24 protein-coding genes are annotated in these 22,537 nt (G+C 63.2%); 18 read left to right on the top strand and 6 right to left on the bottom strand.

The window, feature by feature from the left end:
• Window positions 1–23 precede the first annotated feature (23 nt).
• Window positions 24–809, bottom strand: coding sequence for a TSUP family transporter (locus LAC81_RS09590; RefSeq protein ID WP_223727627.1), 786 nt, complete (start codon window positions 807–809; stop codon window positions 24–26).
• 548 nt (window positions 810–1,357) lie between these two features.
• Between LAC81_RS09590 and LAC81_RS09585 the strand changes: the two genes are divergently transcribed.
• The 6 genes from LAC81_RS09585 (at window position 1,358) to LAC81_RS09560 (ending at window position 6,624) form a co-directional block, all read left to right on the top strand.
• The gene (locus LAC81_RS09585) at window positions 1,358–1,792 is read left to right on the top strand and encodes a cobalamin biosynthesis protein (protein ID WP_223727797.1); all 435 of its coding nucleotides are present in this window, start codon (window positions 1,358–1,360) and stop codon (window positions 1,790–1,792) included.
• Window positions 1,793–1,919: 127 nt separating this feature from the next.
• Window positions 1,920–2,759 carry a uroporphyrinogen-III C-methyltransferase gene (cobA, locus tag LAC81_RS09580; protein WP_419195820.1) on the top strand — a complete coding sequence of 280 codons (840 nt, stop codon included), beginning with the start codon at window positions 1,920–1,922 and terminating at the stop codon, window positions 2,757–2,759.
• Complete coding sequence (locus tag LAC81_RS09575; protein ID WP_223727625.1) at window positions 2,756–4,060, top strand: cobyrinate a,c-diamide synthase; 1,305 nt, start codon at window positions 2,756–2,758, stop codon at window positions 4,058–4,060. Before cobA ends, LAC81_RS09575 begins: the two co-directional genes overlap by 4 nt.
• Window positions 4,057–5,076 (top strand): threonine-phosphate decarboxylase CobD, encoded by a 1,020-nt coding sequence (gene cobD, locus LAC81_RS09570; protein WP_223727624.1) that lies wholly within the window; start codon window positions 4,057–4,059, stop codon window positions 5,074–5,076. Before LAC81_RS09575 ends, cobD begins: the two co-directional genes overlap by 4 nt.
• Entirely contained in the window at window positions 5,077–6,048 is a 972-nt protein-coding gene (cbiB, locus tag LAC81_RS09565) for an adenosylcobinamide-phosphate synthase CbiB (RefSeq protein ID WP_223727623.1), read from the top strand. It begins immediately after the preceding gene.
• Between the two features lie 147 nt (window positions 6,049–6,195).
• Window positions 6,196–6,624 (top strand): L,D-transpeptidase, encoded by a 429-nt coding sequence (locus tag LAC81_RS09560; protein ID WP_223727622.1) that lies wholly within the window; start codon window positions 6,196–6,198, stop codon window positions 6,622–6,624.
• Window positions 6,625–6,908: 284 nt separating this feature from the next.
• On the opposite strand, the gene LAC81_RS09555 is transcribed toward LAC81_RS09560, so the two are convergent.
• Window positions 6,909–7,646, bottom strand: coding sequence for a Crp/Fnr family transcriptional regulator (locus LAC81_RS09555; protein WP_223727621.1), 738 nt, complete (start codon window positions 7,644–7,646; stop codon window positions 6,909–6,911).
• A gap of 217 nt (window positions 7,647–7,863) precedes the next feature.
• Here LAC81_RS09555 and hemN point away from each other — a divergent pair, with 217 nt between their 5' ends.
• From hemN to LAC81_RS09515, 8 genes are all read left to right on the top strand, one after another.
• Window positions 7,864–9,213, top strand: coding sequence for an oxygen-independent coproporphyrinogen III oxidase (gene hemN / locus LAC81_RS09550; RefSeq protein WP_223727620.1), 1,350 nt, complete (start codon window positions 7,864–7,866; stop codon window positions 9,211–9,213).
• A gap of 161 nt (window positions 9,214–9,374) precedes the next feature.
• A complete protein-coding gene (locus tag LAC81_RS09545) occupies window positions 9,375–9,659 on the top strand; it encodes an acyl carrier protein (protein WP_089044188.1) in 285 nt (94 codons plus the stop codon).
• Between the two features lie 130 nt (window positions 9,660–9,789).
• Entirely contained in the window at window positions 9,790–10,275 is a 486-nt protein-coding gene (locus tag LAC81_RS09540) for a 3-hydroxyacyl-ACP dehydratase FabZ family protein (RefSeq protein WP_113539340.1), read from the top strand.
• 1 nt (window position 10,276) lies between these two features.
• Window positions 10,277–11,479: a beta-ketoacyl-ACP synthase gene (locus LAC81_RS09535; RefSeq protein ID WP_223727619.1), complete on the top strand. Its 1,203-nt coding sequence runs from the start codon at window positions 10,277–10,279 to the stop codon at window positions 11,477–11,479.
• A gap of 13 nt (window positions 11,480–11,492) precedes the next feature.
• Window positions 11,493–12,776, top strand: a complete 1,284-nt coding sequence (locus LAC81_RS09530; protein ID WP_223727618.1) for a beta-ketoacyl-ACP synthase — start codon at window positions 11,493–11,495, stop codon at window positions 12,774–12,776.
• A gap of 274 nt (window positions 12,777–13,050) precedes the next feature.
• Complete coding sequence (locus LAC81_RS09525; RefSeq protein WP_065376515.1) at window positions 13,051–14,079, top strand: zinc-binding dehydrogenase; 1,029 nt, start codon at window positions 13,051–13,053, stop codon at window positions 14,077–14,079.
• Between the two features lie 11 nt (window positions 14,080–14,090).
• Complete coding sequence (locus LAC81_RS09520) at window positions 14,091–15,020, top strand: lipid A biosynthesis lauroyl acyltransferase (RefSeq protein ID WP_223727796.1); 930 nt, start codon at window positions 14,091–14,093, stop codon at window positions 15,018–15,020.
• A gap of 368 nt (window positions 15,021–15,388) precedes the next feature.
• A complete protein-coding gene (locus LAC81_RS09515; protein WP_113539343.1) occupies window positions 15,389–16,099 on the top strand; it encodes a PAS domain-containing protein in 711 nt (236 codons plus the stop codon).
• Between the two features lie 99 nt (window positions 16,100–16,198).
• Here LAC81_RS09515 and LAC81_RS09510 read toward each other — a convergent pair whose 3' ends face one another.
• Complete coding sequence (locus LAC81_RS09510) at window positions 16,199–16,699, bottom strand: hemerythrin domain-containing protein (RefSeq protein ID WP_113539344.1); 501 nt, start codon at window positions 16,697–16,699, stop codon at window positions 16,199–16,201.
• Window positions 16,700–16,887: 188 nt separating this feature from the next.
• Between LAC81_RS09510 and ccoN the strand changes: the two genes are divergently transcribed.
• Genes ccoN through ccoP form a run of 4 tightly spaced genes read left to right on the top strand, consistent with a single transcriptional unit; the run spans window position 16,888 to window position 20,297 of the window.
• Complete coding sequence (ccoN, locus tag LAC81_RS09505; protein ID WP_223727617.1) at window positions 16,888–18,519, top strand: cytochrome-c oxidase, cbb3-type subunit I; 1,632 nt, start codon at window positions 16,888–16,890, stop codon at window positions 18,517–18,519.
• A 13-nt stretch (window positions 18,520–18,532) separates the two neighbouring features.
• On the top strand, window positions 18,533–19,264 hold the full coding sequence (gene ccoO / locus LAC81_RS09500) for a cytochrome-c oxidase, cbb3-type subunit II (protein ID WP_223727616.1): 732 nt from the start codon (window positions 18,533–18,535) through the stop codon (window positions 19,262–19,264).
• A gap of 12 nt (window positions 19,265–19,276) precedes the next feature.
• Complete coding sequence (locus tag LAC81_RS09495; protein WP_113539347.1) at window positions 19,277–19,429, top strand: cbb3-type cytochrome c oxidase subunit 3; 153 nt, start codon at window positions 19,277–19,279, stop codon at window positions 19,427–19,429.
• A gap of 4 nt (window positions 19,430–19,433) precedes the next feature.
• Window positions 19,434–20,297: a cytochrome-c oxidase, cbb3-type subunit III gene (gene ccoP, locus LAC81_RS09490; RefSeq protein ID WP_113539348.1), complete on the top strand. Its 864-nt coding sequence runs from the start codon at window positions 19,434–19,436 to the stop codon at window positions 20,295–20,297.
• Between the two features lie 153 nt (window positions 20,298–20,450).
• Here the strand turns inward: ccoP and LAC81_RS09485 are convergent, their stop codons facing one another.
• The 3 genes from LAC81_RS09485 to LAC81_RS09475 form a co-directional block, all read right to left on the bottom strand.
• Window positions 20,451–21,347 (bottom strand): hypothetical protein, encoded by an 897-nt coding sequence (locus LAC81_RS09485; RefSeq protein ID WP_223727615.1) that lies wholly within the window; start codon window positions 21,345–21,347, stop codon window positions 20,451–20,453.
• Window positions 21,348–21,755: 408 nt separating this feature from the next.
• Complete coding sequence (locus tag LAC81_RS09480) at window positions 21,756–22,109, bottom strand: VOC family protein (RefSeq protein WP_223727614.1); 354 nt, start codon at window positions 22,107–22,109, stop codon at window positions 21,756–21,758.
• A gap of 1 nt (window position 22,110) precedes the next feature.
• The gene (locus LAC81_RS09475) at window positions 22,111–22,521 is read right to left on the bottom strand and encodes an SRPBCC family protein (RefSeq protein WP_223727613.1); all 411 of its coding nucleotides are present in this window, start codon (window positions 22,519–22,521) and stop codon (window positions 22,111–22,113) included.
• Window positions 22,522–22,537 lie beyond the last annotated feature (16 nt).

The raw sequence follows: 22,537 nt of genomic DNA, 5'->3' as shown, positions 1-22,537 counted from the left end.
GAGCCGGGACCGTGCGCCTGGCCTTAGAGCCCCAGCCACATCCTCAAGGGATGCGACGGGTCGGCGAGCAGCCGGATGGCGAGCGCGATCGAGACGATGACGAGCAACGGCTTGATGATCTTGGCGCCCTTGGCCATGGCGTAGCGTGAGCCTACCTGGGCGCCGAGGAACTGGCCGACGCCCATCATCAGGCCAACCTTCCAGAGGATGGCGCCGAAGAAGAGAAAAACGCCAAATGCGCCGATGTTGGAGCCGAAGTTCAGGAACTTCGTGTGCGCGGTCGCCTTCAGCACGCCGAAGCCGGCGAGCGTAACGAAGCCGAGCATGAAGAAGGAGCCGGTGCCCGGCCCGAAGACGCCGTCGTAAAAGCCGATCAGCGGTACCAGCGTCAACGTGAAGACGAAGGGCGTGATGCGACGGTGCTGGTCGACGTCGCCCATGTTCGGCTTCAAACCAAAATAGAGCGCGATGGCGATCAGCAGGAAGGGCAGAACGGCCTTCAGCACGTCGCCTGGAACGACAGTCGCGAGCAGCGCCCCGAACACCGAGCCCAATCCCGACATCAGCGCCATCGGCAACTGTTCTTTCAGGTTCACGTGGCCGCGCCGCGCATAGGAAAGGCTTGCCGAGCCTGAGCCGAACAGCCCCTGCAGCTTGTTGGTGCCGAGCGTCTGCAGCGGCGGGATGCCGGCGATCAGCATGGCGGGAATGGTGATCATGCCACCGCCGCCGGCGATCGAATCGATGAAGCCGGCGATGAAGGCGGCAACGAACAGGAAGGCGAGCAGGTGGAAGGCGAGGTCTTGCACGGGAGGGACTCGGGAAGGGAGATTTGAGCTTTGCCGCCTTGTGTCAGAGCCGGACGCGATTTGCAAAGCCTTCTGTTGCGACCCTCTTTGCACTCTCTGTGACCGCACTTCGAATCTTTCGCGGAATCAAAATCTTGCGCTGAGTCGCTGTGTTTTTGGATGGAAACACTGGCGATCGAGCGGCGGCCGAAGGAGGCCACCGTCGCGATGCACCGGATCACCGTTCGCCTTCGCCAATCGCGACATGGCGATGGCGCAATCCGGTTTGACCGGTCTCCCGCGCTCCGGTAAAAATGACGGATATGCGACGGCGTCCGCTTCGGCGGACTGAAAGAGCGTCCGGTGCGGCCGACCCAGCCAGGGGGCCATCAGCCGGTGCTGTCCAGATCGGCCCGGGACGATTTGTTCCAGCCGGCGCTTCGTTAAGGAGAACCGACGAAGGGGGCCGGCCGCCGATGGCATCGGTTAGGGGATCGAAGCAGTTCCAGCAAAAGCGCGCAGCGGCTTTGCGTGCCGAATTGCGTGACAATAACGCTGTCGCACAGACGATGAGAGAAGGTGCCGGGCTGGTGCTCGGGCTCGGCTGCGAGCGTCGCACACCGGCCGAAGAGGTGATCGCGCTTGCCGAGCGCGCCCTGGCGGATGCCGGCGCCACCGCGGACGATCTGCGGCTGGTCGCCTCGCTTAATGCCCGCGCGGAAGAACCGGCGATCCTGGCGGCCGCCGACCATTTCTCGGTACCGACCGCGTTCTACGATGCGGCCACGCTCGAAGCCGAAGCCTCCCGGCTCGCCAACCCTTCCGAGATCGTCTTTGCCCACACGGGCTGCCATGGCGTTGCCGAAGGGGCGGCACTCGTTGGCGCCGGCAGTGAAGCGGTGCTGATCGTGCCGAAGCTCGTCTCCGCGCATGCGACGGCGGCGCTTGCCGGGCCGGCGAGCTTGCGTGTGGATCTGGGCGCCCAGGTGGCGGAGGCTGTCTGATGCGCTCTTATGTTGTTGAATTGAATCAATCTTTTGTCCGGGTTTGCTGTGAAATGGAATCCGGTTCTTTAGAGATCGCGTCAGGTGCACCGTCAGGCGGTGCCGGGATACAGGTGGGGCAGCTATGATCGACGACCTCTTTGCCGGATTGCCGGCGCTCGAGAAAGGCTCGGTCTGGCTGGTTGGTGCCGGTCCGGGCGATCCGGGCCTTCTGACGCTGCATGCAGCCAATGCGCTGCGGCAGGCGGATGTGATCGTGCATGATGCGCTGGTCAACGAGGATTGCCTCAAGCTCGCGCGGCCGGGTGCCGTGCTGGAGTTTGCGGGCAAGCGCGGCGGCAAGCCGTCGCCGAAGCAGCGCGACATCTCGCTTCGCCTCGTCGAGCTCGCACGCGCCGGCAACCGGGTGCTGCGGCTGAAGGGCGGCGATCCCTTCGTCTTCGGTCGTGGTGGCGAGGAGGCGTTGACGCTGGTCGAACACCAGATCCCGTTTCGCATCGTGCCGGGCATCACCGCCGGCATCGGGGGCCTGGCCTATGCCGGCATTCCGGTCACCCACCGCGAGGTCAATCACGCGGTCACGTTTCTGACGGGCCACGATTCCTCCGGGCTGGTGCCGGACCGCATTAACTGGCAGGGCATCGCCAGCGGCTCGCCCGTCATCGTCATGTACATGGCGATGAAGCATATCGGTGCGATCACCGCCAACCTCATTGCCGGCGGCCGCTCGCCGGACGAGCCGGTCGCCTTCGTCTGCAATGCGGCGACGCCGGAGCAGGCGGTGCTGGAAACGACGCTTTCACGCGCCGAGGCCGATGTCGAGGCGGCAGGTCTGGAGCCTCCGGCGATCGTCGTCGTCGGCGAGGTGGTCCGGCTGCGTGCAGCGCTCGATTGGATCGGCGCGCTCGACGGGCGCAAGCTTGCGGCAGACCCCTTCGCCAATCGCATACTCAGGAACCCGGCATGAGCGGACTGCTGATCGCCGCACCGTCGTCCGGCTCCGGCAAGACGACGGTGACGCTTGGGTTGATGCGCGCCTTGAAGAGGAGCGGCGTGGCGATCGCGCCCGGCAAGGCGGGGCCGGACTATATCGATCCCGCTTTCCACGCGGCCGCGACCGGCGAGCCCTGCTTCAACTACGATCCCTGGGCGATGCGCCCGGAACTGCTGCTTGCCAACGCGTCGCATGCGGCCTCCGGCGGGCGCACCTTGATCGTCGAGGCGATGATGGGACTGCATGACGGTGCTGCCGACGGCTCGGGAACGCCGGCGGATCTCGCCGCGACGCTCAATCTTGCGGTCATTCTGGTGGTCGATTGCGCCCGCATGTCCCAGTCGGTGGCCGCGCTCGTGCGCGGCTATGCGGATCATCGCGACGATATCCGGGTCGTCGGCGTCATCCTCAACAAGGTCGGCAGCGACCGGCATGAAATGATGCTGCGCGATGCGCTCGGCAAGGTGCGCATGCCTGTCTTCGGCGTGCTTCGGCAGGACAGCGCGTTGCAACTGCCGGAGCGCCATCTCGGCCTCGTACAGGCGGGCGAGCATTCAGCCCTCGAAGGCTTCATCGAGGCGGCCGCCGCGCGGGTCGAGGCGGCCTGCGACCTCGATGCCATCCGCCTGATCGCGACGATTTTCCCGCAGGTGCCCGCGGCGGCCAATGCCGCGCGGTTGCGGCCGCTCGGTCAGCGGATCGCGGTCGCGCGCGATATCGCCTTTGCCTTCTGCTACGAGCATCTGCTTTACGGCTGGCGGCAAGGCGGCGCGGAGATTTCCTTCTTCTCGCCGCTCGCCGACGAGGCGCCGGACGCGGCTGCCGATGCCGTCTATCTTCCGGGGGGCTATCCGGAGCTGCATGCGGGGCAGCTGAGTGCCGCCGCCCGCTTCCGTTCCGGCATACATTCGGCGGCCGAACGCGGCGCCCGCATCTTCGGCGAGTGCGGCGGCTATATGGTGCTCGGTGAAGGGCTTGTCGCTGCCGATGGTACACGCTACGACATGCTCGGCCTGCTGCCGCTCGTAACCAGTTTTGCCGAGCGCAGGCGGCACCTCGGCTATCGCCGCGTCGTGCCTGTCGACAACGCCTTCTTCGATGGACCCATGACGGCGCACGAATTCCATTATGCGACCATCGTCGCCGAAGGGGCGGCCGATCGGCTGTTTGCGGTCAGCGACGCTGCCGGCGAGGATCTTGGCCAGGCGGGCCTTCGGCGCGGCCCTGTCGCCGGTTCCTTCATGCATCTGATCGACGTCGCAGGTGCGGCATGAGCGCACCGATCGTTCATGGTGGCGGCATCACCGAAGCCGCAGCGCACTTTGGCGGCGGGCTTGAAGACTGGCTCGACCTATCGACTGGCATCAACCCGTGCCCCGTTGCCTTGCCTGACGTGCCCGAGCGCGCCTGGCACCGGCTGCCGGACCGGCAGACGGTGGACAATGCGCGTCTGGCGGCCCGAGAATATTACCGCACCGATGGCGTGCTGCCCTTGCCGGTACCCGGTACCCAATCGGTGATCCAGCTTTTGCCGCGTCTGATGAACGAATACGGGAAGACGCCAGCTCACGGGCGCGTCGCTATCTTCGGGCCGACCTATGGCGAATATGCCCGTGTCCTGTCGGCGGCCGGTTTTGCCGTCGATCGCGTCGAGGACGCCGATGCGCTCAGCGCCGAGCATGCCCTGGTGATCGTGGTGAACCCCAACAATCCGACGGGCCGCGCTTTCGCGCCCGCCGAACTTCTGGCGATGGCGGCGAGGCAGAAGGCAAGCGGCGGGCTGCTGCTGGTCGACGAGGCCTTCGGCGATCTGCAGCCGGAATTGAGCGTTGCCGGCCATGTGCCGGGGCAGGGCAATCTCATCGTCTTCCGTTCCTTCGGCAAGTTCTTCGGCCTTGCGGGCCTGCGCCTCGGCTTCGTCGTCGCGACGGAGCCGGTGCTTGCGTCCTTTGCCGATTGGCTCGGTCCCTGGGCTGTCTCCGGCCCGGCGCTGACCATCTCCAAAGCGTTGATGCAGGGCGATACGACGGCGATTGCGGCCGGCATTCTTGAACGACGCGCCGGCCTAGATGCCGCTCTCGTTGGGGCAGGGCTCAAGCGCATCGGCGGCACGGGTCTCTTCGTGCTGGTCGAGCATCCGCGTGCCGCATTGCTACAGGAGCGCCTCTGCGAAGCCCATATCCTCACGCGCAAGTTCGACTATGCGCCGACCTGGCTGCGGATCGGCCTGGCGCCGGACGCTGCGGGCGACCGGCGGCTGGCGGACGCGCTTGCCCTGATGGAGCCCTGAATGTCGGAGACCATCCTTCTCATTCTCGCGCTGGCGCTGGTGATCGACCGTGTCGTCGGCGATCCGGATTGGCTCTGGGCGCGCGTGCCGCATCCGGTCGTGTTCTTCGGAAAGGCCATCGGCTTTCTTGACGACAGGCTGAACCGCGAGGATCTGGAGGACAGTGCCCGCAAGCTCCGCGGTGTCGTCACCATCTTGGTTCTGCTTGCCGCCAGCGCCTGGTTCGGCCACCTGCTGCATCGCCTGTTAGCCGTGTTCGGTCCGCTCGGTTTCGTGCTGGAGGCGGTGCTGGTGGCGGTCTTCCTGGCGCAGAAGAGCCTTGCCGATCACGTGCGTCGCGTGGCCGAAGGCTTGCGGCAGGGCGGGCTCGAAGGCGGGCGTGCCGCCGTATCGATGATCGTCGGTCGCGATCCGAAGACGCTCCACGAGCCGGCCGTTTGCCGCGCGGCGATCGAAAGCCTCGCCGAGAATTTCTCCGATGGCGTCGTGGCACCGGCCTTCTGGTACGCGATTGCCGGTCTGCCGGGGCTTCTCGCCTACAAGATGCTGAACACCGCCGATTCGATGATCGGTCATAAGTCGCCGAAATATCTGCAGTTCGGCTGGGCCTCGGCGCGGCTCGACGACCTCGCCAACCTGCCCGCCGCGAGGCTTTCGATCCTGTTGATCGCCGCCGGCGCGCTGATCCACCGTGGCGCGCGCGCTGCCAAGGATGCGCTGGTTGCGGCGCTTCGCGATCATGGTCTTCATCGCTCGCCGAATTCCGGCTGGCCGGAAGCGGCAATGGCCGGCGCGCTCGACCTGCAGCTTGCAGGCCCGCGCATCTATGGCGGCGTCAAGGTCAGCGAGCCGATGATCAACGGTCCGGGTCGCGCTGTTGCCGGTAGCGAAGACATCGATGCCGGCATCGCGGTATTCTATGGCGCCTGCACGGTGATGACCGTTTTTGTTCTTGCCATCGCGATGATTTGATCGTTTCGGCGACGCGGTCTTGCGAAACCGAATTTCGCGTTAAGACTTTGCTTTCCATATGTATTAAGATTGCTTCATACTCAGCCGGTTATTCTCTTCGGACGTCTGGTTCCACCGGTAAGTGTTTGTCATCCCGGAGAGAGAAGCATGCGGAATGCGTTTTTGACTGTGCTCGTCGCCGCGTTGATGCAATTTTCCGCTCAGCCGGCCAACGCCGCCAATCTCATTGCCGATATCAGCCTGTCCTCGCAGACCATGACCGTGACGCAGGACGGCGTCGTCATGTATCGTTGGAAGGTTTCGACCGCCCGCAAGGGCTATATCACGCCGCGTGGCAGCTGGCAGGCAAAGTGGCTGTCGCGCTACCATCGCTCGAGCAAGTACGACGACGCGCCGATGCCCTATGCCGTCTTCTTCAATGGCGGCTATGCGATTCACGCCACCTATGACATCAAACGGCTCGGCCGCCCGGCATCGCACGGCTGCGTGCGGCTACACCCGAACAATGCCGCAGAGTTCTTCGCGCTCGCGCAGGAGCATGGGCTGGCGAATACCCGCATCGTCATCACGCGCTGACGTTTGGACTGCCGACGAATGCCAGTTTCTCGTCTCGTTGACGGGCCTGGCCCCTCATCCGCCTGTCGGCACCTTCTCCCCGCAGGAGAAGGGACTTTGGGACATGCGCTCGTTCTCAACACGACCGTTTGGTCGCTCAAGAGCGCGCAGCAGACGATACTGGTGCGTAAGCCTCGTTCCCTCTCCCTGCATACGGGCAGAGGGTGAGGGGCAGACCTGGCGACAGGTGAGAGGAATTCCACGCGGTCCGTTAAGACCGTGGCCCGCTTTCCCTGGTGCGCGGCTCAGTCGATCCCGGCCACATGCATCAGCCGGTCCAGGCTCGGCACGGTGACGTGTCGGCTGTTTTCGATGCGGATGACGTTTTCCTTGCGCAGCTTGGTGATCTGCCGGCTGACGGTTTCGATCGTCAAGCCGAGATAGTCGGCGATGTCGGCGCGGGAAAGCGGCAGGTCGAATTCGTTCGCGGTGCCCTCTTCCGGGTGGATATGGGTGGCGATGATGTAGAGGAAGCTCGCCACCTTCTCCTGGGCCGTCTTGCGGCCGAGTGTCAGCATCCAGTCGCGCGCCTCGTCGAGCTCCTTCAGCGCCTGCTCGTGCAGCCGGTGTTCGAGGTTCGGCGCCTCGGAAACGAGCCGCTCGATGACGTTGCGCGGGAAGCAGCAGATGTCGGTGTCCACAGCCGCTTCGGCCGTCAGCGCGCTTTCGCGGGTGAAGGGGCGGCCCATGAAATCGGGGGCAAACTGCAGGCCGACGATCTGCTGGCGGCCGTCGTGGAGCACCTTGCTGAGCTTGACGACGCCCGAGATGATGTTGGCGTAGCTGTCGGTCGTCTCACCCTGGCCGACGACTTCGCGGCCCGGCTCGATGCTACGGCGAGTCGAGTGGCGGCTGAGGTCGAGAAGCTGATCCGGGGTGAGCGTCCCGCATACGCCGCCATGACGAGCCTCGCAGGCTGCGCAGACGGCCGGAATGTCCGAGTTATGGATATCCTTGCGGCGATGTTCGTTCACGATCTGCAATTCTTTCTACCTGCATGTCGATGCTCTCTGGAATGACCAAAGAGGATGCTGGTCGTTAAATCAAGAGTTGACAGGTGCTAATTTCGAAAGCGCGAAACAATGTCTCACGTTGAATTGCGCATTGTCAATTTTAACGTGTTAATTCGGCAACTTGATCAAAATCAAAGGCACCCTTGTCCATCCGTCCTATGCCAACTTCATGACAGTGGAGAGACCGATGGAAGACGCGCTCATCCTCAAGCATGCAGGCCCAGTGCCGCGCTACACCAGCTACCCGACCGCCCCGCATTTCTCCGAGACGGTGGGCTCTGCGGACTATGAAAGCTGGCTCGGTACGATCGGCCCCGACGAGGCGATCTCGCTCTATGCCCATATTCCCTATTGCGACCGGCTCTGTTGGTTCTGTGCCTGCCACACCAAGCAGACGCTGCGCTACGATCCGGTCGCGACCTATCTCAAGGGACTGCATCGCGAGGTTGCAGAGGTCGGCGGGCGGGTGTGCCGCGAGGCCAGGGTCACGGCGCTGCATTTCGGCGGCGGTTCACCCACGCTCGTCCGGCCGGACGACATGATCGCGCTCAAGCGCGCCTTCACCGAGAATTTCACTTTTGCGTCCGATTGCGAGATCAGCGTGGAGATGGATCCGAACGACCTCGACGAGGCACGCCACGATGCGCTTGCGGCGATCGGCATGACGCGGGCGAGCTTCGGCATCCAGGATTTCGACCCGGTGGTGCAAAAGGCGATCAACCGCATCCAGACCTATGAGCAGACACGCGGCGCGATCGAGGCGGCGCGGGCGAGGGGTGTGCACTCGGTCAATTGCGATGTTCTCTATGGCTTGCCCTACCAGAGCCTGCAGTCACTGGAGCGCACCATGGAGGCGGTGCTGACGCTTGCCCCCGATCGCGTCGCGCTCTTCGGCTATGCGCATGTGCCGTGGATGAAGACGCACCAGAAGATGATCCCCGACGAAAGCCTGCCCGGTATCGTCGAGCGCTTCGCCCAGATGACCCGGGCTTCCGAAATGCTGCTGGCGGCCGGATACGAGGCAATCGGCATCGACCACTTCGCAAAGCCTGGGGACAGCCTGGCGCGGGCCAGCCGGGAAGGGAAGCTCCGCCGCAACTTCCAGGGCTATACGGATGACGCCGCCGAGACGCTGATCGGTCTTGGTGCCTCGGCGATCGGCCAGTTTCGTCAAGGTTATGTCCAGAACATGCCGGCAACCGGCGAATACCTGCGCCATGTGGAGAGCACGGGGTTGGCGGCCGTTCGCGGCTACCATTTCACGCCGGACGACCGGCTGAGAGCAAAAGTGATCGCCGACATCATGTGCCGCTTCGCCTTCTCCTTTGACGAGGTCGAGCAGACGTTTCCGGGTCTGGCCGCCGCTGTGATCGGGGAAGCGCGGCTCTATCGGGCGCGCGATGCCGATGGTCTGACGACGATCGAAAACGGTACCTTCCGCCTGACCGAGCGCGGACGGCCTTTTGCCCGCTCGGTGGCGGCCGCCTTCGACGCCTATCTCGGCAATGGCCGCGGTCGGCATTCTGTGGCTGTTTGACCGATGCTTATTCCCGTTCGGCCGTCTTCTGCGCGCCTTCAGGCGCGCGGCGCTCTGGCAACACCGGTCCCCATTTTGCAAGCCGTTGCCATCTAGCCCATTGGCTTTTGCAGCGCATTTACCTATAGGATCGCCGAGACTCGACATAAGAATAAAGAGGTATGCGCGTGACAGCTACATTCGACAAGGTTGCCGACATCATCGCGGAAACGAGCGAGATCGATCGCGAGACGATCACGCCGGAAAGCCACACGATCGACGATCTCGGCATCGACAGCCTGGACTTCCTCGACATCGTGTTTGCGATCGACAAGGAATTCGGCATCAAGATCCCGCTCGAGCAGTGGACGCAGGAAGTCAACGAAGGCAAGGTTTCGACCGAAGAATACTTCGTTCTGAAGAACCTCTGCGCCAAGATCGACGAACTGCGGGCAGCCAAGGGCTGATCGGGCTTTCGCCCGAGCCTTGCTACTCGATTTCCAATGCCGCCCGTCGCGCCCCGCGCTTGACAGGCGGCATTGGCGTTTTTACTTGAGCCCGAAACGAACGGCCCGAAAACGAACAGGGTGAGCCTCAATGCTCCTTGAATACTTCCAGATGATCGATCGTGTCGAAACGGTCGATCTTTCGGCTGGCCGGCTGACGGCGCGCTCCGTGGTGCCCGAGAAGAGCCCGGTATTCGAAGGCCATTTCCCAGGCTATCCGCTGGTTCCGGGCGTGCTTCTGATCGAAACAATGGCGCAAGCCTCAGGTTTCCTGGTGCTCGCGGCCACCAATTTTGCCGCCATGCCCTTCCTGATGTCGGTCGACGGCGCCAAGATGCGGACATTCGTCGAGCCCTCGGCCGAACTCGAGATCGAGGCGTTCCTCGAACACGAAGGCTCGGGCTTTGCCGTCACCAAGGCGAAGATCACCTCGGCCGGCAAGAAGGTCTGCGACGCGCAACTGAAGCTGCGGACGATGCCGTTCGATCAGGTTCCTCTCGGCGATATCGTGCGCAAGCGGGCTGGGGAAGTCGGCCTGATGGCAGCTCTTTCGGCGTCAGCCGGTTCGGAGAAGTAAGATGAGCAAATCCGCAAACGACGTTGTCATTACCGGCGTCGGTATCGTCACCAGCCAGGGCGTCGGCGTCGAGCCGCATCTGGCGCTGCTTACTGCCGGCACGTCGCCGGCTGTGTGCGTCGAGACCGAAAAGTTCAGCCCCTATCCGGTGCATCCGTTGCCGGAGATCGACTGGTCGCAGCAGATCGCCAAGCGTGGCGACCAGCGCCAGATGGAAAACTGGCAGCGTCTCGGCGTTTTTTCCGCGGGCCTGGCGCTCGATGACGCCGGTCTCAAGGACAATCTCGAAGCCTGCGGCAGCATGGACATGATCGTCGCTGCCGGCGGCGGCGAGCGCGACATCAATGTCGACTCGCTGATCGTCGACGAAGCGCTGAAGCGCAACGACCGCGAACAGCTCCTCAATGAAAAGCTGACGACCGAACTGCGCCCGACGCTGTTCCTCGCCCAGCTTTCGAACCTGCTCGCCGGCAACATCTCGATCGTGCACAAGGTCACCGGTTCGTCGCGCACCTTCATGGGCGAGGAAGCGGCCGGCATCTCGGCGATCGAAACTGCCTTTGCCCGCATCAAGGCCGGCCAGTCGACCCACACGCTCGTCGGTGGCGCGTTTTCGGCCGAACGTCTCGACATCATTCTCTTGATCGAAGCGATCCAGGGGCACGCGCTTGGCGACTGGCATCCGATCTGGTCTCGCAGCAAGGACGCCGGCGGCGGCATGATCCTCGGTTCGGTCGGCGCCTTCCTCGTGCTGGAATCGCGCGAATATGCCGAAGCCCGCGGCGCCCGCATCTATGCCTCGATCGACGCGATCGGTGGCGACCGCGGCGCGCGTGACGGCGGCAAGCTGGAAGCCCGCCTTGCCGACCTCGCAAAACCTGCGGAAAAGCTCGACCCGACCTCGACCATCGTGTTCTCCGGTACCTCCGGCTTCCATGACCTCGTGGCACGCGAAAAGGCGTTTCTCGAGGCGAATCTGACCGGTGCGCCTGTGCGCGCCTATGGCGGCCTGGTCGGTCACAGCATCGAGGCGCAGTTCCCGCTGGGTCTGGCGCTTGCGGCTCTGTCGCTGGGCGAGGGAGCCAAGGTGCCGGCTTTCGATGCCGGTGCTGAAAAGCCGATGACGGCAGCGGCCAAGGCTGCGGTGGTGACCACCGTCGGCCATTCGCGCGGCGAAGGCGTCGCCGTTCTTTCGGCCGAATAATTAGGAGCGGACCATGAGCAACGCTTACAAGGACCATCTCGGCCGCCCGATCATCGCCGTCACCGGCATGGGCGTCATCACCTCGCTCGGCCAGGGCGTCGAAGACAATTGGGCAGCGCTTTCGGGCGGCGTCTCGGGTATTCACAAGATCACCCGTTTCCCAACGGAGGGTCTGAACACCCGCATTTCCGGCACTGTCGATTTCATCGACATCCCCGCCGCCAACTCCGTCGAGCGTTCCTACGCCATGGCGCGCGAAACGACGCTGGAGGCCTTGGCGCAGGCCGGCATTTCCGGCGATTTCAACGGCCCCTTGTTCCTGGCTGCCCCGCCGGTCGAGCCGGAATGGAGCGCGCGCTTCGAACTTGCCGATCGTTCGCCGCCGTCGGAACAGCCGGGCGACGCCTATAACCGCTTCCTCGCCGCCATGCGCCAGAAGGCCGATCCGGTGTTTCATGAGGCCGTGCTCTTCGGCTCGATCTCGGAACGCCTTGCCGATCGCTTCGGCACGCGCGGCCTGCCGGTGACGCTGTCGACTGCATGCGCTTCGGGCGCGACCGCAATCCAGCTCGGCGTCGAGGCGATCCGCCAGGGCCGCACCGAGCGCGCGCTGACGGTTGCGACCGATGGCTCGGTCAGCGCCGAGGCCCTGATCCGCTTTGCGCTGCTTTCGGCGCTCTCCACCCAGAACGACCCGCCGGAGAAGGCATCCAAGCCCTTCACCAAGGATCGCGATGGCTTCGTGATTGCCGAAGGGGCAGCGACGCTGGTGCTCGAATCGCTGGAAGCAGCCGTTGCCCGCGGCGCCCGCGTCTACGGCATCCTGAAGGGTTGCGGCGAGAAGGCCGATCTCTTCCACCGCACGCGCTCGTCTCCAGACGGTGGCCCGGCGATCGCGACGATCCGCGCCGCGCTTGCCGACGCCGGCATCGATGAAACGGGTATCGGCTACATCAACGCCCACGGCACCTCGACGCCCGAGAACGACAAGATGGAATACCTGTCGATGTCGGCTGTCTTCGGCGACCGCCTGCCGTCGATCCCGGTCTCGTCCAACAAGTCGATGATCGGCCACACGCTGACGGCGGCAGGAGCCGTCGAGGCGGTGTTCTCGATCCAGACGATGCTGACCGGCACGCTGCCGCCGACGATCAACTACCAGAACCCCGATCCGGCGATCGTGCTCGACGTGGTGCCGAACGTGAAGCGCAGCCAGCAGGTGACTGCCGTGCTGTCGAACTCCTTCGGCTTCGGCGGCCAGAACGCCAGCCTTGTCATGACTGCCGAGCCGGCCTGAGCCGGAGATCGGTCAAGCGAAATACCCCCCCCTGGCCTGCCGGCCATCTCCTCCACAAGGGGGAGATCGACGCGCGGTCGGCCGGTCGCTCCAATAGCAAGGCTCGCATTGGGGGCTTTCTTGAAGGGCAAGGGGGGCCATATCCAATCTCGCCCCTTGTGGGGCGATGCACGGCAGGGCAGAGGGGGCGCCAGCGCCACCCTCTGTAGAATGGCGACATGTCCACAAGACGTGTATATGCCGCCTGTCGATCTGAACATTTAAAGGAAGAACCATGCGCGCCCTGCAACTGCTCGATGACCGCAAGCTTGAAATCACCGATATTCCGGAACCGGAAGCGCCCGGCCCGGGTGAGGTGACGCTGCGCGTCAAGGCGGTGGCACTCAACCATATCGACGTCTGGGGTTGGCGCGGCATGGCATTTGCCAAGCGCAAGATGCCGCTCGTCATCGGCGCGGAAGCGTCCGGCGTGGTCGACAGCATCGGCCCAGGCGTTTCGAGCGTGCTGCCGGGTCAGCTCGTGTCGATTTATGGCGCGCGCACCTGCGGCCTCTGCCGTCCGTGCAAGGAAGGTCGCGACAATCTCTGCGAACATGTTGGCGGCGTGCACGGCTTCCACCTCGATGGCTTCGCGCAGGAAAAGATCAATCTGCCGGCCCGCCTCTTGGTTCCGGCCCCTCCGGGTGTCGATGCGGTTGCGGCAGCGCTTGCACCGGTCACCTTCGGTACCGTCGAGCACATGCTGTTCGACAACGCCAAGCTTGAGCCCGGCGAAACCATTCTCGTCCATGCCGGCGGCTCCGGCATCGGTTCGGCCGCGATCCAGCTTGCCAAGAAGATTGGCTGCACCGTGATCACCACCGTCGGCTCCGACGACAAGATCGAGAAGGCGAAGGCGCTCGGCGCCGATCACGTCATCAACTACCGCACCGACCGTTTCGAAGGCGTGGTACGCAAGCTCACCAAGAAGAAGGGCGTCGACGTCGTGTTCGAACACGTCGGCAAGGACACCTGGGCGGGCTCCATGCTCTGCATGAAGCGCGGTGGCCGTCTGGTCACCTGCGGCTCCACCTCAGGCGTCTCCACCGACATGAACCTGATGATGCTGTTCCAGCAGCAGCTGAAGCTGCTCGGCTCCTTCGGCTGCCGCATGGAGAACATGGCGAATGCCATGCAGAAGATGGCGCGCGGCCTCGTTCATCCGGTTATCGACACTGAAATCAGCCTCGATCAGATCGACCGGGCGCTGGAGCGCATGGAATCGCGCCAGATCTTCGGCAAGATCATCCTGAAGATGGATTGATCGACGTGCGCATGCTGATCACACGGCTGGTGCTGGCGGCGGATCGTTTCCGCCAGTGGCTGATCGCGCAGTTCGTGTTCCTGCTTTTGACGATCCTGAAGATGTTCCCGGCTGATGGCGCGATCAACTTCATGGATCGCGCGGTGCGCTTCATCGGCCCGAGGACCAGCCGCCACAAGCTGACACTGACCAATCTGCGCAACGCTTTTCCGGAAAAGAGCGAGGCCGAAATCGAGGCGATCGCGCTCGAAAGCTGGGGCAACATGGGCCGCATGGCGGCCGAATACGTGTTTCTCGACCGTCTGTTCGATTTCGATCCGGAGCGTACGACGCCCGGTCGGATCGAAGTGTCGGGCATTCCCTTGTTCCTGGAGCTCCGGGACAATCCGCGTCCCTTCATCGTCTTCACGGCACATAGCGGCAACTTCGAGATGCTGCCTGTTGCCGGGTCCGCCTTCGGTCTCGACGTGACGGTACTCTTCCGGCCGCCGAACAATCCTTATGTGGCAGAAAAGGTGTTCAAGTTCCGCGAGGAGCGCATGGGCAACCTCGTGCCGTCCCATGCCGGCTCCTCCTTCGCGCTCGCCCGCCAGCTCGAGCGCGGCCAAGGCGTTGGTGTTCTCGTCGATCAGAAGTTCCGCAAGGGGCTGAAAACCAAGTTCTTCGGCCAGGACGTGCAGACCAATCCGCTGCTCGCCAAGCTCGTGCGTCAGTTCAACTGCGAGGTCTATCCGGCCCGCTGCATCCGTCTGCCCGGCGGGCGTTTCCGGCTGGAAATCGAGCCGGCGATCACCATTCCCCGCAAGGCGGATGGCAATGTCGATGTCACCGCCACGGCGCAGGTGCTGAACGACAAGGTGGAAAGCTGGGTGCGCGAATATCCCGGTCAGTGGCTCTGGTACCACGACCGCTGGCACATCAAGCGCTATCTCAAGGATTGATTCCCTTCACCGCGAACGATCGCGCTCGAGCTTCCTTCTGCGGAGCTTGATAATTCCGGACGCGTGGTGGATACCGCCCTCGGCGGTCTCCACGCTTCTGCCCATTTGCGGCAGCACATGCCGGTTTGTCCCGAAAATGCTTCAAAAGGTTAAGTTTTTCTTTCTGCTGTTGAACGCTAACGCAATGAGTGTAAACTCTTCGTTGTCTTTCAGCGGGGAAGACTGCAAGCGCTTTGGGTGGCCGGAGCGGTGTGGTTTTGCACGGAAGGGGTGGGGAAACGCCAAAAACTAGATCAGTGTCTGCAGCATAACGCCTATTTTGTAAGTGCATCGAAGCGGCTCTGCCGTGGGGGAATTGGGGTTTCGAATTGAACGCACTGATTGAGCTGTTCTGGTTCAAGTATTCGCAGCTGCAGTATGCCGTACGTACGGCAGACGAGCATTTGATCAGCATTCTGGATCGCGAATTGGATCCGATCCTTCGTTCCGTCTACGACGAGAAGGCGGTGAGCGTCGAAGACGCCCGACTTCAGTTCCAGTTTCTGATCGACATCCTGCGCGTCGAGGCCGACGACATCTCCTGCGTGCTCCGGCACTCGCAATTGCTGCAATCGCTGATCAACCGCTATTTCGCCGCGACCGGCGCGGAGAAGTTCGCCGACCTGCAGCTTGAGCGCCTGCCGGCGCAGCCGAGCAAGGGCAGGGCGGATGAAGGGCTCCTCAACGAGGCCATCCTCGATAGCTTCCCGGATCGGATCGCGGTGATCACGCCCGACTACCGCTACCTCTATACCAACCCGCTCAACGCCAACCATCTGGCGAGCCGCCCGATGGATTTGATCGGCCGGCACATCGTCGAGTTCATCGGCATCCAGCGCTTCGAACAGCGGGTGAAGTCCTATCTCGATCGTTGTTTTGCCGGCGAGGTGGTCGACTACACCTTCGCCAAGACCGTCGATGCGCGTACGGTCGTCGTGCGCTGCCGGCTGACGCCGTGTACGTCAAGCAACGGCAAGCTGATCGGCGCCATCCTGGTGATCCAGGAGCATGCCGACCGCCGCCGCGCGATCGCGGCCTGAGGATCAACCAAGGCCAAACGATCTCCAAAACGATGACGCGCGACCGGAGTGCGGTCGCGCGTCATCCTGTTCTGCATTCCGGCGTGACCTATAGCGCCTTCACCCGGCCGGCGCGGTGATGCTGCGCAGACATTCCTGCTCGAAACCGACATGTCGGCGCAGGCTGGTAAAGAAGCCGCGCAGCATGTAGCCGGCGGTCTCGGCATTGACCGTCTGGTCGGCGGCGCCGAGGCGCTCCAGCATTTCCGTCAGTTCTTCGGCGAAGCACTCGTCTTCGCAATGCTCGTATTTCAGCCGCTCCAGCGTCGAGCCGATCGTCGGATCGCTGCGGAAGGTGCGCTCGATCCACGGAAAGACCAGGCTTTCCTCGCCGGAATGCATCTCACGGATCATAGGTCCGAGGACCTTTGCTGCGTAGACGCACTTCTGTCGGTCGATCTCGGCGGGCAGACTGTCGGCGATTTCCTCGAGGCTGTTGCAGAGCGCGAGTTGTTCTTCATGTGCGCGGGCGAGCCATGCGAAGGGCTCGGCCATCGGGATGGGGCGGGGAGGCGGCTCTGGCCGGCTCCGGATTCGTCCATCCTCGAATGTCTTTTTCATCGGCTTCAGACGCCAGCTCCCATGGCGCTCCCTATTGTTTGCCGAGGATGATGCATTCGAGGTGCTCCAGCCTTGATCTGAATCAAGGCCAGGCTGCCCCGATTCTGACACTTTCCGGCAAGCTGCAGTGGCGTGCCTCGTTCCGGGCGCGTCGCCGCGTGCGTTCGGACCAAGTTGGGGACCCAACCATGAAATACACATTCGAGATGATCCTGCTCGGGGTCGGTGCTTTCCTGGCGCTTGTCGGCGCCGGGTTTGCGCAGGACCGGCACTTTGAAGCCCATATGTGGGTGCTGTTCTTCGTGCTCCTCGCCGGCACCATCCTGCTGATGCGACGCATCGAGTTCAGCCCGGTTTCCGCGGGCAGGACGCCACCACCACCGCCGCAGTCGGAATATTTCGACGACGTGGTCAAGTATGGCGTGATCGCCACCGTCTTCTGGGGCGTCGTCGGCTTTCTCGTGGGCGTCGTGGTTGCGCTCCAGCTCGCCTTTCCGGACCTCAATATCGAGCCCTGGTTCAACTTTGGCCGCATGCGGCCGCTGCACACCTCGGCCGTGATCTTCGCCTTCGGCGGTAACGCGCTGATCGCGACGTCCTTCTATATCGTTCAGCGCACCAGCCGCGCGCGTCTGTTCGGCGGCAATCTCGGCTGGTTCGTGTTCTGGGGCTACCAGCTCTTCATCATCATGGCGGCCACCGGCTACCTGCTCGGCATCACCCAGTCGAAGGAATATGCGGAGCCGGAATGGTATGTCGACCTGTGGCTGACGATCGTCTGGGTCGCCTATCTCATCGCCTTCCTCGGCACGCTTCTGACGCGCAAGGAGCCGCATATCTATGTGGCCAACTGGTTCTACCTCGCCTTCATCGTCACGATCGCGATGCTGCACATCGTCAACAACCTGGCGGTACCGGTCTCCTTCCTCGGCTCGAAGAGCTACTCGGCCTTCGCCGGCGTGCAGGATGCGCTGACGCAATGGTGGTACGGGCATAACGCCGTCGGCTTCTTCCTGACGGCCGGCTTCCTCGGCATGATGTATTACTTCATTCCGAAGCAGGCCAACCGCCCCGTCTATTCCTACCGCCTGTCGATCATCCACTTCTGGTCGCTGATCTTCATGTACATCTGGGCGGGTCCGCACCACCTGCACTATACGGCGCTGCCCGACTGGGCTCAGACGCTCGGCATGGTGTTCTCGGTTATGCTGTGGATGCCCTCCTGGGGCGGCATGATCAACGGTCTGATGACGCTTTCGGGCGCCTGGGACAAGATCCGCACCGACCCGATCATCCGCATGATGGTCATGGCCGTTGCCTTCTACGGCATGGCGACCTTCGAAGGTCCGATGATGTCGATCAAGACGGTCAACTCGCTCAGCCACTACACCGACTGGACCATCGGCCACGTGCATTCCGGTGCGCTCGGCTGGAACGGCCTCATCACCTTCGGCGCGATCTACTATCTCGTTCCGAAGCTGTGGAACCGCGAGCGCCTCTACAGCGTGCGCATGGTCAACTGGCACTTCTGGCTCGCCACCCTCGGCATCGTCGTCTACGCGGCGGTCATGTGGGTCGCCGGCATCCAGCAGGGCCTGATGTGGCGCGAGTACGACGACCAGGGCTTCCTCGTCTATTCCTTCGCCGAATCGGTCGCGGCCATGCTGCCCTACTACGTGCTGCGTGCTCTTGGCGGCGCACTGTTCCTCGCCGGGGCTCTGCTCATGGCCTTCAACGTAACAATGACCATCCTCGGCCGCGTGCGCGACGAAGCCCCGATCTTCGGTGCTGCTCAGCCCGCACTGAAAGCTGCGGAATAGGAGGGCCCAGACCATGTCCATTCTCGACAAACACGCGACCCTTGAACGCAACGCAACCCTGCTGCTCGTCGGCTCGCTGCTCGTCGTCTCCATCGGCGGCATCGTGGAAATCGCGCCGCTCTTCTACCTCGAAAACACCATCGAGAAGGTGGAAGGCATGCGGCCCTATTCGCCGCTGGAACTCGCCGGGCGCGACATCTATGTCCGTGAGGGCTGCTATGTCTGTCACAGCCAGATGATCCGCCCGTTCCGCGACGAAGTGGAGCGCTACGGCCATTATTCGCTGGCGGCGGAATCCATGTACGACCATCCGTTCCAGTGGGGTTCCAAGCGCACCGGGCCGGATCTCGCCCGCGTCGGCGACCGCTATTCCAACGAGTGGCACGTGCAGCACATGACCGAGCCGCGCTCGGTGGTGCCGGAATCGGTCATGCCGAGCTATGCCTTCCTCAAGGAGACGACGCTCGACGTGAAGAACATCGCCATGAACCTGAAGGCCAACAAGGCGGTCGGCGTTCCCTATACGGACGAGATGATCGACAACGCGCTGGCCGACATCAAGGCGCAGGCCGATCCGAACGCCGACACCTCCGGCGTCGAGGCGCGCTATCCGAAGGCCAAGCTCGGCGACTTCGACGGCAACCCGCAGAAGCTGACGGAGATGGATGCGCTCATCGCCTATCTGCAGATGCTCGGCACGCTGGTCGATTTCTCCACTTACGACGACACGACCGGATACCGCTAAGGAGAGACGCACATGGAAACCTACACGGCCATGCGCCAGTTCGCCGATAGCTGGGCGCTGCTTGGCATGACCCTCTTCTTCCTCGGCGTCGTCGCCTTCATCTTCCGGCCCGGCGCCAAGAAGGCCGCCGACCAGGCCGCAGCCATCCCTCTGAAGGAGGATTAAAATAATGGCGGACAAACACGTCGACGAAATCAGCGGCGTTGAGACCACCGGCCACGAATGGGACGGTATCCGCGAACTCAACAACCCGATGCCGCGCTGGTGGGTCTATACCTTCTACGCGACCATCGTCTGGGCGGTGGGCTACATGATCGTCTATCCGGCGGTACCGCTTCTGACCGACGCGACCAAGGGCGTGCTCGGCTATTCGAGCCGTGCCGAGGTGAGCGCCGAGCTTGCCAGCGCCAAGGCCGCGCAGGCCGGCAACCTCGAGAAGATCGCCTCGAGCACGATCGAGCAGATCATTGCCGATCCGCAGCTGCAGCAGTTCGCCGTCTCCGGCGGCGCTTCGGCCTTCAAGGTCAACTGCGCCCAGTGCCATGGCTCGGGTGCGGCCGGTTCTGCCGGCTTCCCGAACCTGAACGACGACGACTGGCTCTGGGGCGGCAAGCCCGAGGAGATCTACCAGACGATCGCCCACGGCATCCGCTACAACGGCGATGGCGAGACCCGCGTGTCGGAAATGCCGTCCTTCGCCGAAATCCTGCAGCCGGAAGAGATCAAGCAGACGGCCGCATACGTCGTCAGCCTCACCGGTACGCCGTCGGATGCGTCTATGGTCGAGCCGGGCAAGGCGCTGTTTGAAGCCAACTGCGCCTCCTGCCATGGCCCCGATGCCAAGGGCAACCGCGAGTTCGGTGCACCTGATCTCGCCGACGCGTTGTGGCTGAACGGCTCGGGCGAACAGGCGATCATCGCCCAGATGAAGACGCCGAAGCACGGCGTGATGCCGGCCTGGTTGCCGCGCCTCGGCGACACCACGGTCAAGCAGCTTGCCGTGTTCGTGCATTCGCTGGGTGGCGGCGAGTAGGGCACTGGCGACTGAGCAGGCGGTTGCCCCGGCTGCCGCCACCTTCTCCCCGCCTGCGGGGAGAGATGTCAGGCAGGACAGTGAGGGCAGCGCAGAGCGCAGCCGCACCAATCTACCCATTCGGGAAAAGGCCGCGTCAGGACGCGGCCTTTCTCATTCCAGGGCGGCAGCGATGGTGGCGCCGACCACGACGCTCGATAACGCGGTGCCGAGAAGCAGCGGGGCGTTGACCGGCTTCTTCACCACCGTGCCGAAATTGAAGAGGTTCATCGGCAAGAGGTGGAAGCCGCCACCTTCCGGCTTGCTGGATGGCGCTTCCATGAAGCATTCGTCGTCGAACCAGATCCAGTCGTCGCGCCAGGTCCAGCAGCCGTGCTGGCGATAGATATTGGCAACCTGCTCGGCAAAGCCCTTGTCGGCCGGCAGGCGGATATAGTCTTGCGGCCTGCGGCTGAAATATTGCATGGCGAGCGGCATTGAGCGCTCGGTGCAATAGTTGGACATCCAGAGCTTGAAGCCGATCTCGCCGCGCAGGCGGTCGAGCACGCGGAAGACCTGCACGTGATCCTCATGGCCGTATTCGCCCCAGGGATTGTGGGTGAAGACGTTCATCTCGGGCTTCAGCAGCGGGTAAAGCGTGCGGTAGAGCGTTTCGTAGTTGTCGCGATAGGCCTGCGCAATCGGTCTCGTCGAGTGGCGGAAGCTGCCGGGCATGATCTGCGACAGCGACTTCTTGACGATGCGTTTGGCCTCGCGCCGCGTTCCTTCTGTGCCGAATTCCATGCCGAAGGGGCCGGGCTTCGGATTGGTCCAGTCGGCGCAGTCGAAGGAGCCGGTTTCTTCCATTTCCAGGAAGCGGACATTGCCGCGCGGATAGGCCTTGATGGCAGCGGCGCGCGCATCCCCCATCTGCGGTTCCGACCAGATGTCGCGGTAAAGGATGATCACTTCGTCGACTTTGTTGAGGATCGAGGTGAACCACAGCAGTTCGTCGTCGGGATGGGCGCCGATGATGACGGAATTTTTCAGAAAGTTATGCGTGTCGGCCATGCTCTTGCGCGCCCTTGTGTTCTTTGCGCGCAATTCTGGCGTGTAGAGATTAAGCCGGCGTAAAGCGGGAGTGTGCGTCCACAGGATACGGATGGCGGCGACGCAGTCGCAGACGTATCGGTTGATTGCCGATTACGCAGCGAGGCACGCAGCGCGAACGGCACGCGCGCTGCCGTCTCTCCAACCTCCCTCATTTCTGTGCTTGTCACAGAAATCCAGCCGCCCCGCGTCGGCGGCGCGAGAAAAGCGGCCCGCATGTTTTGGCTCAGCGCCTCTTGCCGTGCGGACGCACGGCCGCTGGATCTCTGTGACAAGCACAGAGATGATGGTGGAGAGGAGGCGGCCACTGCGCCCGTGTGGCGAGGCTGCTGCCATCGTCCCCGCTCTACCTCCCTGAGTGTCTCAGCCTTACTGCGCCGACCAGACCGCCAGCTCGTACCCATCCGGGTCGGCGAAGTGGAAGCGCCTTCCGCCGGGGAAGGAAAAGATCGGCTTGACGATCTTGCCGCCGGCCTTTTCGACGCGGGCGAACATGTCCTCGAGATTGTCGGCATAGAGGATGATCAGCGGTCCGCCGCTGCCGACGGGGCCAGTTGTGGTAAAGCCGCCGGTCAGCCGGCCGTCCTGGAATTCGCAATATTCCGGGCCGTAGTCGGTGAAGGTCCAGCCGAAAGCACTGCCGTAGAAGGCTTTGGCTGCGGCGATGTCGGAGACGTTGAACTCGACATAGTCGATACGGCTGTCGTTGCCCTTGTTACCCATTTTATTTGTCTTCTCCGGATTCCATGATCGATTTCAAAGTGGCGAGATCCTTTGTCACCCAAGCGGCATCGCCGGCAAATTGTTCGGCGCTCATCCCCGGCTGCCGCAGAAGCGTAAACATCACCTCCGCGCCATCGCCGTTCGGCACGACCCGTAGCGCATTGTGGACCTCGGTGTCGTCTTCGAGCGTCACCAGGTGGTCGAAGACGCCGAAGTCGTTGGCGGGAGCGAAGCGCACGCGGGCGTTTCCGAGTGGTCCGGGCGCCAGCCAATGGTCGCCCTCGCGCGTCAGGCCCGACGACAGGCCGGACGCCCAGCGCGGCATGTTTTCGGGCCTGGCCATGAAGGCATAGACCTCGCGCCAGCCGCGATTGATGGTGGTGTGAACGATCTTTGCTTCGAGTGTTGCCATGCCTTGTTCTCCTGCA

This window comes from Ensifer adhaerens, assembly GCF_020035535.1.
Classification (GTDB): Bacteria; Pseudomonadota; Alphaproteobacteria; order Rhizobiales; family Rhizobiaceae; genus Ensifer.
The sequence above is the reverse complement of the archived record's forward strand: the minus strand, read 5'-3'. Positions and strand labels throughout refer to the sequence as shown.

Excerpts from the sequence above, each read along its gene's own strand:
- LAC81_RS09575 (WP_223727625.1), top strand. The coding sequence starts at position 2,756 with ATGAGCGGACTGCTGATCGCCGCACCGTCGTCCGGCTCCGGCAAGACG.
- LAC81_RS09480 (WP_223727614.1), bottom strand. The coding sequence starts at position 22,109 with ATGGGTAACAAGGGCAACGACAGCCGTATCGACTATGTCGAGTTCAAC.
- ccoO (WP_223727616.1), top strand. The coding sequence starts at position 18,533 with ATGTCCATTCTCGACAAACACGCGACCCTTGAACGCAACGCAACCCTG.
- LAC81_RS09560 (WP_223727622.1), top strand. The coding sequence starts at position 6,196 with ATGCGGAATGCGTTTTTGACTGTGCTCGTCGCCGCGTTGATGCAATTT.
- cbiB (WP_223727623.1), top strand. The coding sequence starts at position 5,077 with ATGTCGGAGACCATCCTTCTCATTCTCGCGCTGGCGCTGGTGATCGAC.
- LAC81_RS09530 (WP_223727618.1), top strand. The coding sequence starts at position 11,493 with ATGAGCAACGCTTACAAGGACCATCTCGGCCGCCCGATCATCGCCGTC.
- ccoN (WP_223727617.1), top strand. The coding sequence starts at position 16,888 with ATGAAATACACATTCGAGATGATCCTGCTCGGGGTCGGTGCTTTCCTG.
- LAC81_RS09525 (WP_065376515.1), top strand. The coding sequence starts at position 13,051 with ATGCGCGCCCTGCAACTGCTCGATGACCGCAAGCTTGAAATCACCGAT.
- LAC81_RS09520 (WP_223727796.1), top strand. The coding sequence starts at position 14,091 with ATGCTGATCACACGGCTGGTGCTGGCGGCGGATCGTTTCCGCCAGTGG.
- ccoP (WP_113539348.1), top strand. The coding sequence starts at position 19,434 with ATGGCGGACAAACACGTCGACGAAATCAGCGGCGTTGAGACCACCGGC.
- LAC81_RS09545 (WP_089044188.1), top strand. The coding sequence starts at position 9,375 with ATGCGCGTGACAGCTACATTCGACAAGGTTGCCGACATCATCGCGGAA.
- LAC81_RS09535 (WP_223727619.1), top strand. The coding sequence starts at position 10,277 with ATGAGCAAATCCGCAAACGACGTTGTCATTACCGGCGTCGGTATCGTC.
- LAC81_RS09540 (WP_113539340.1), top strand. The coding sequence starts at position 9,790 with ATGCTCCTTGAATACTTCCAGATGATCGATCGTGTCGAAACGGTCGAT.
- LAC81_RS09495 (WP_113539347.1), top strand. The coding sequence starts at position 19,277 with ATGGAAACCTACACGGCCATGCGCCAGTTCGCCGATAGCTGGGCGCTG.
- LAC81_RS09585 (WP_223727797.1), top strand. The coding sequence starts at position 1,358 with ATGAGAGAAGGTGCCGGGCTGGTGCTCGGGCTCGGCTGCGAGCGTCGC.
- LAC81_RS09510 (WP_113539344.1), bottom strand. The coding sequence starts at position 16,699 with ATGAAAAAGACATTCGAGGATGGACGAATCCGGAGCCGGCCAGAGCCG.
- hemN (WP_223727620.1), top strand. The coding sequence starts at position 7,864 with ATGGAAGACGCGCTCATCCTCAAGCATGCAGGCCCAGTGCCGCGCTAC.
- cobD (WP_223727624.1), top strand. The coding sequence starts at position 4,057 with ATGAGCGCACCGATCGTTCATGGTGGCGGCATCACCGAAGCCGCAGCG.
- LAC81_RS09475 (WP_223727613.1), bottom strand. The coding sequence starts at position 22,521 with ATGGCAACACTCGAAGCAAAGATCGTTCACACCACCATCAATCGCGGC.
- LAC81_RS09485 (WP_223727615.1), bottom strand. The coding sequence starts at position 21,347 with ATGGCCGACACGCATAACTTTCTGAAAAATTCCGTCATCATCGGCGCC.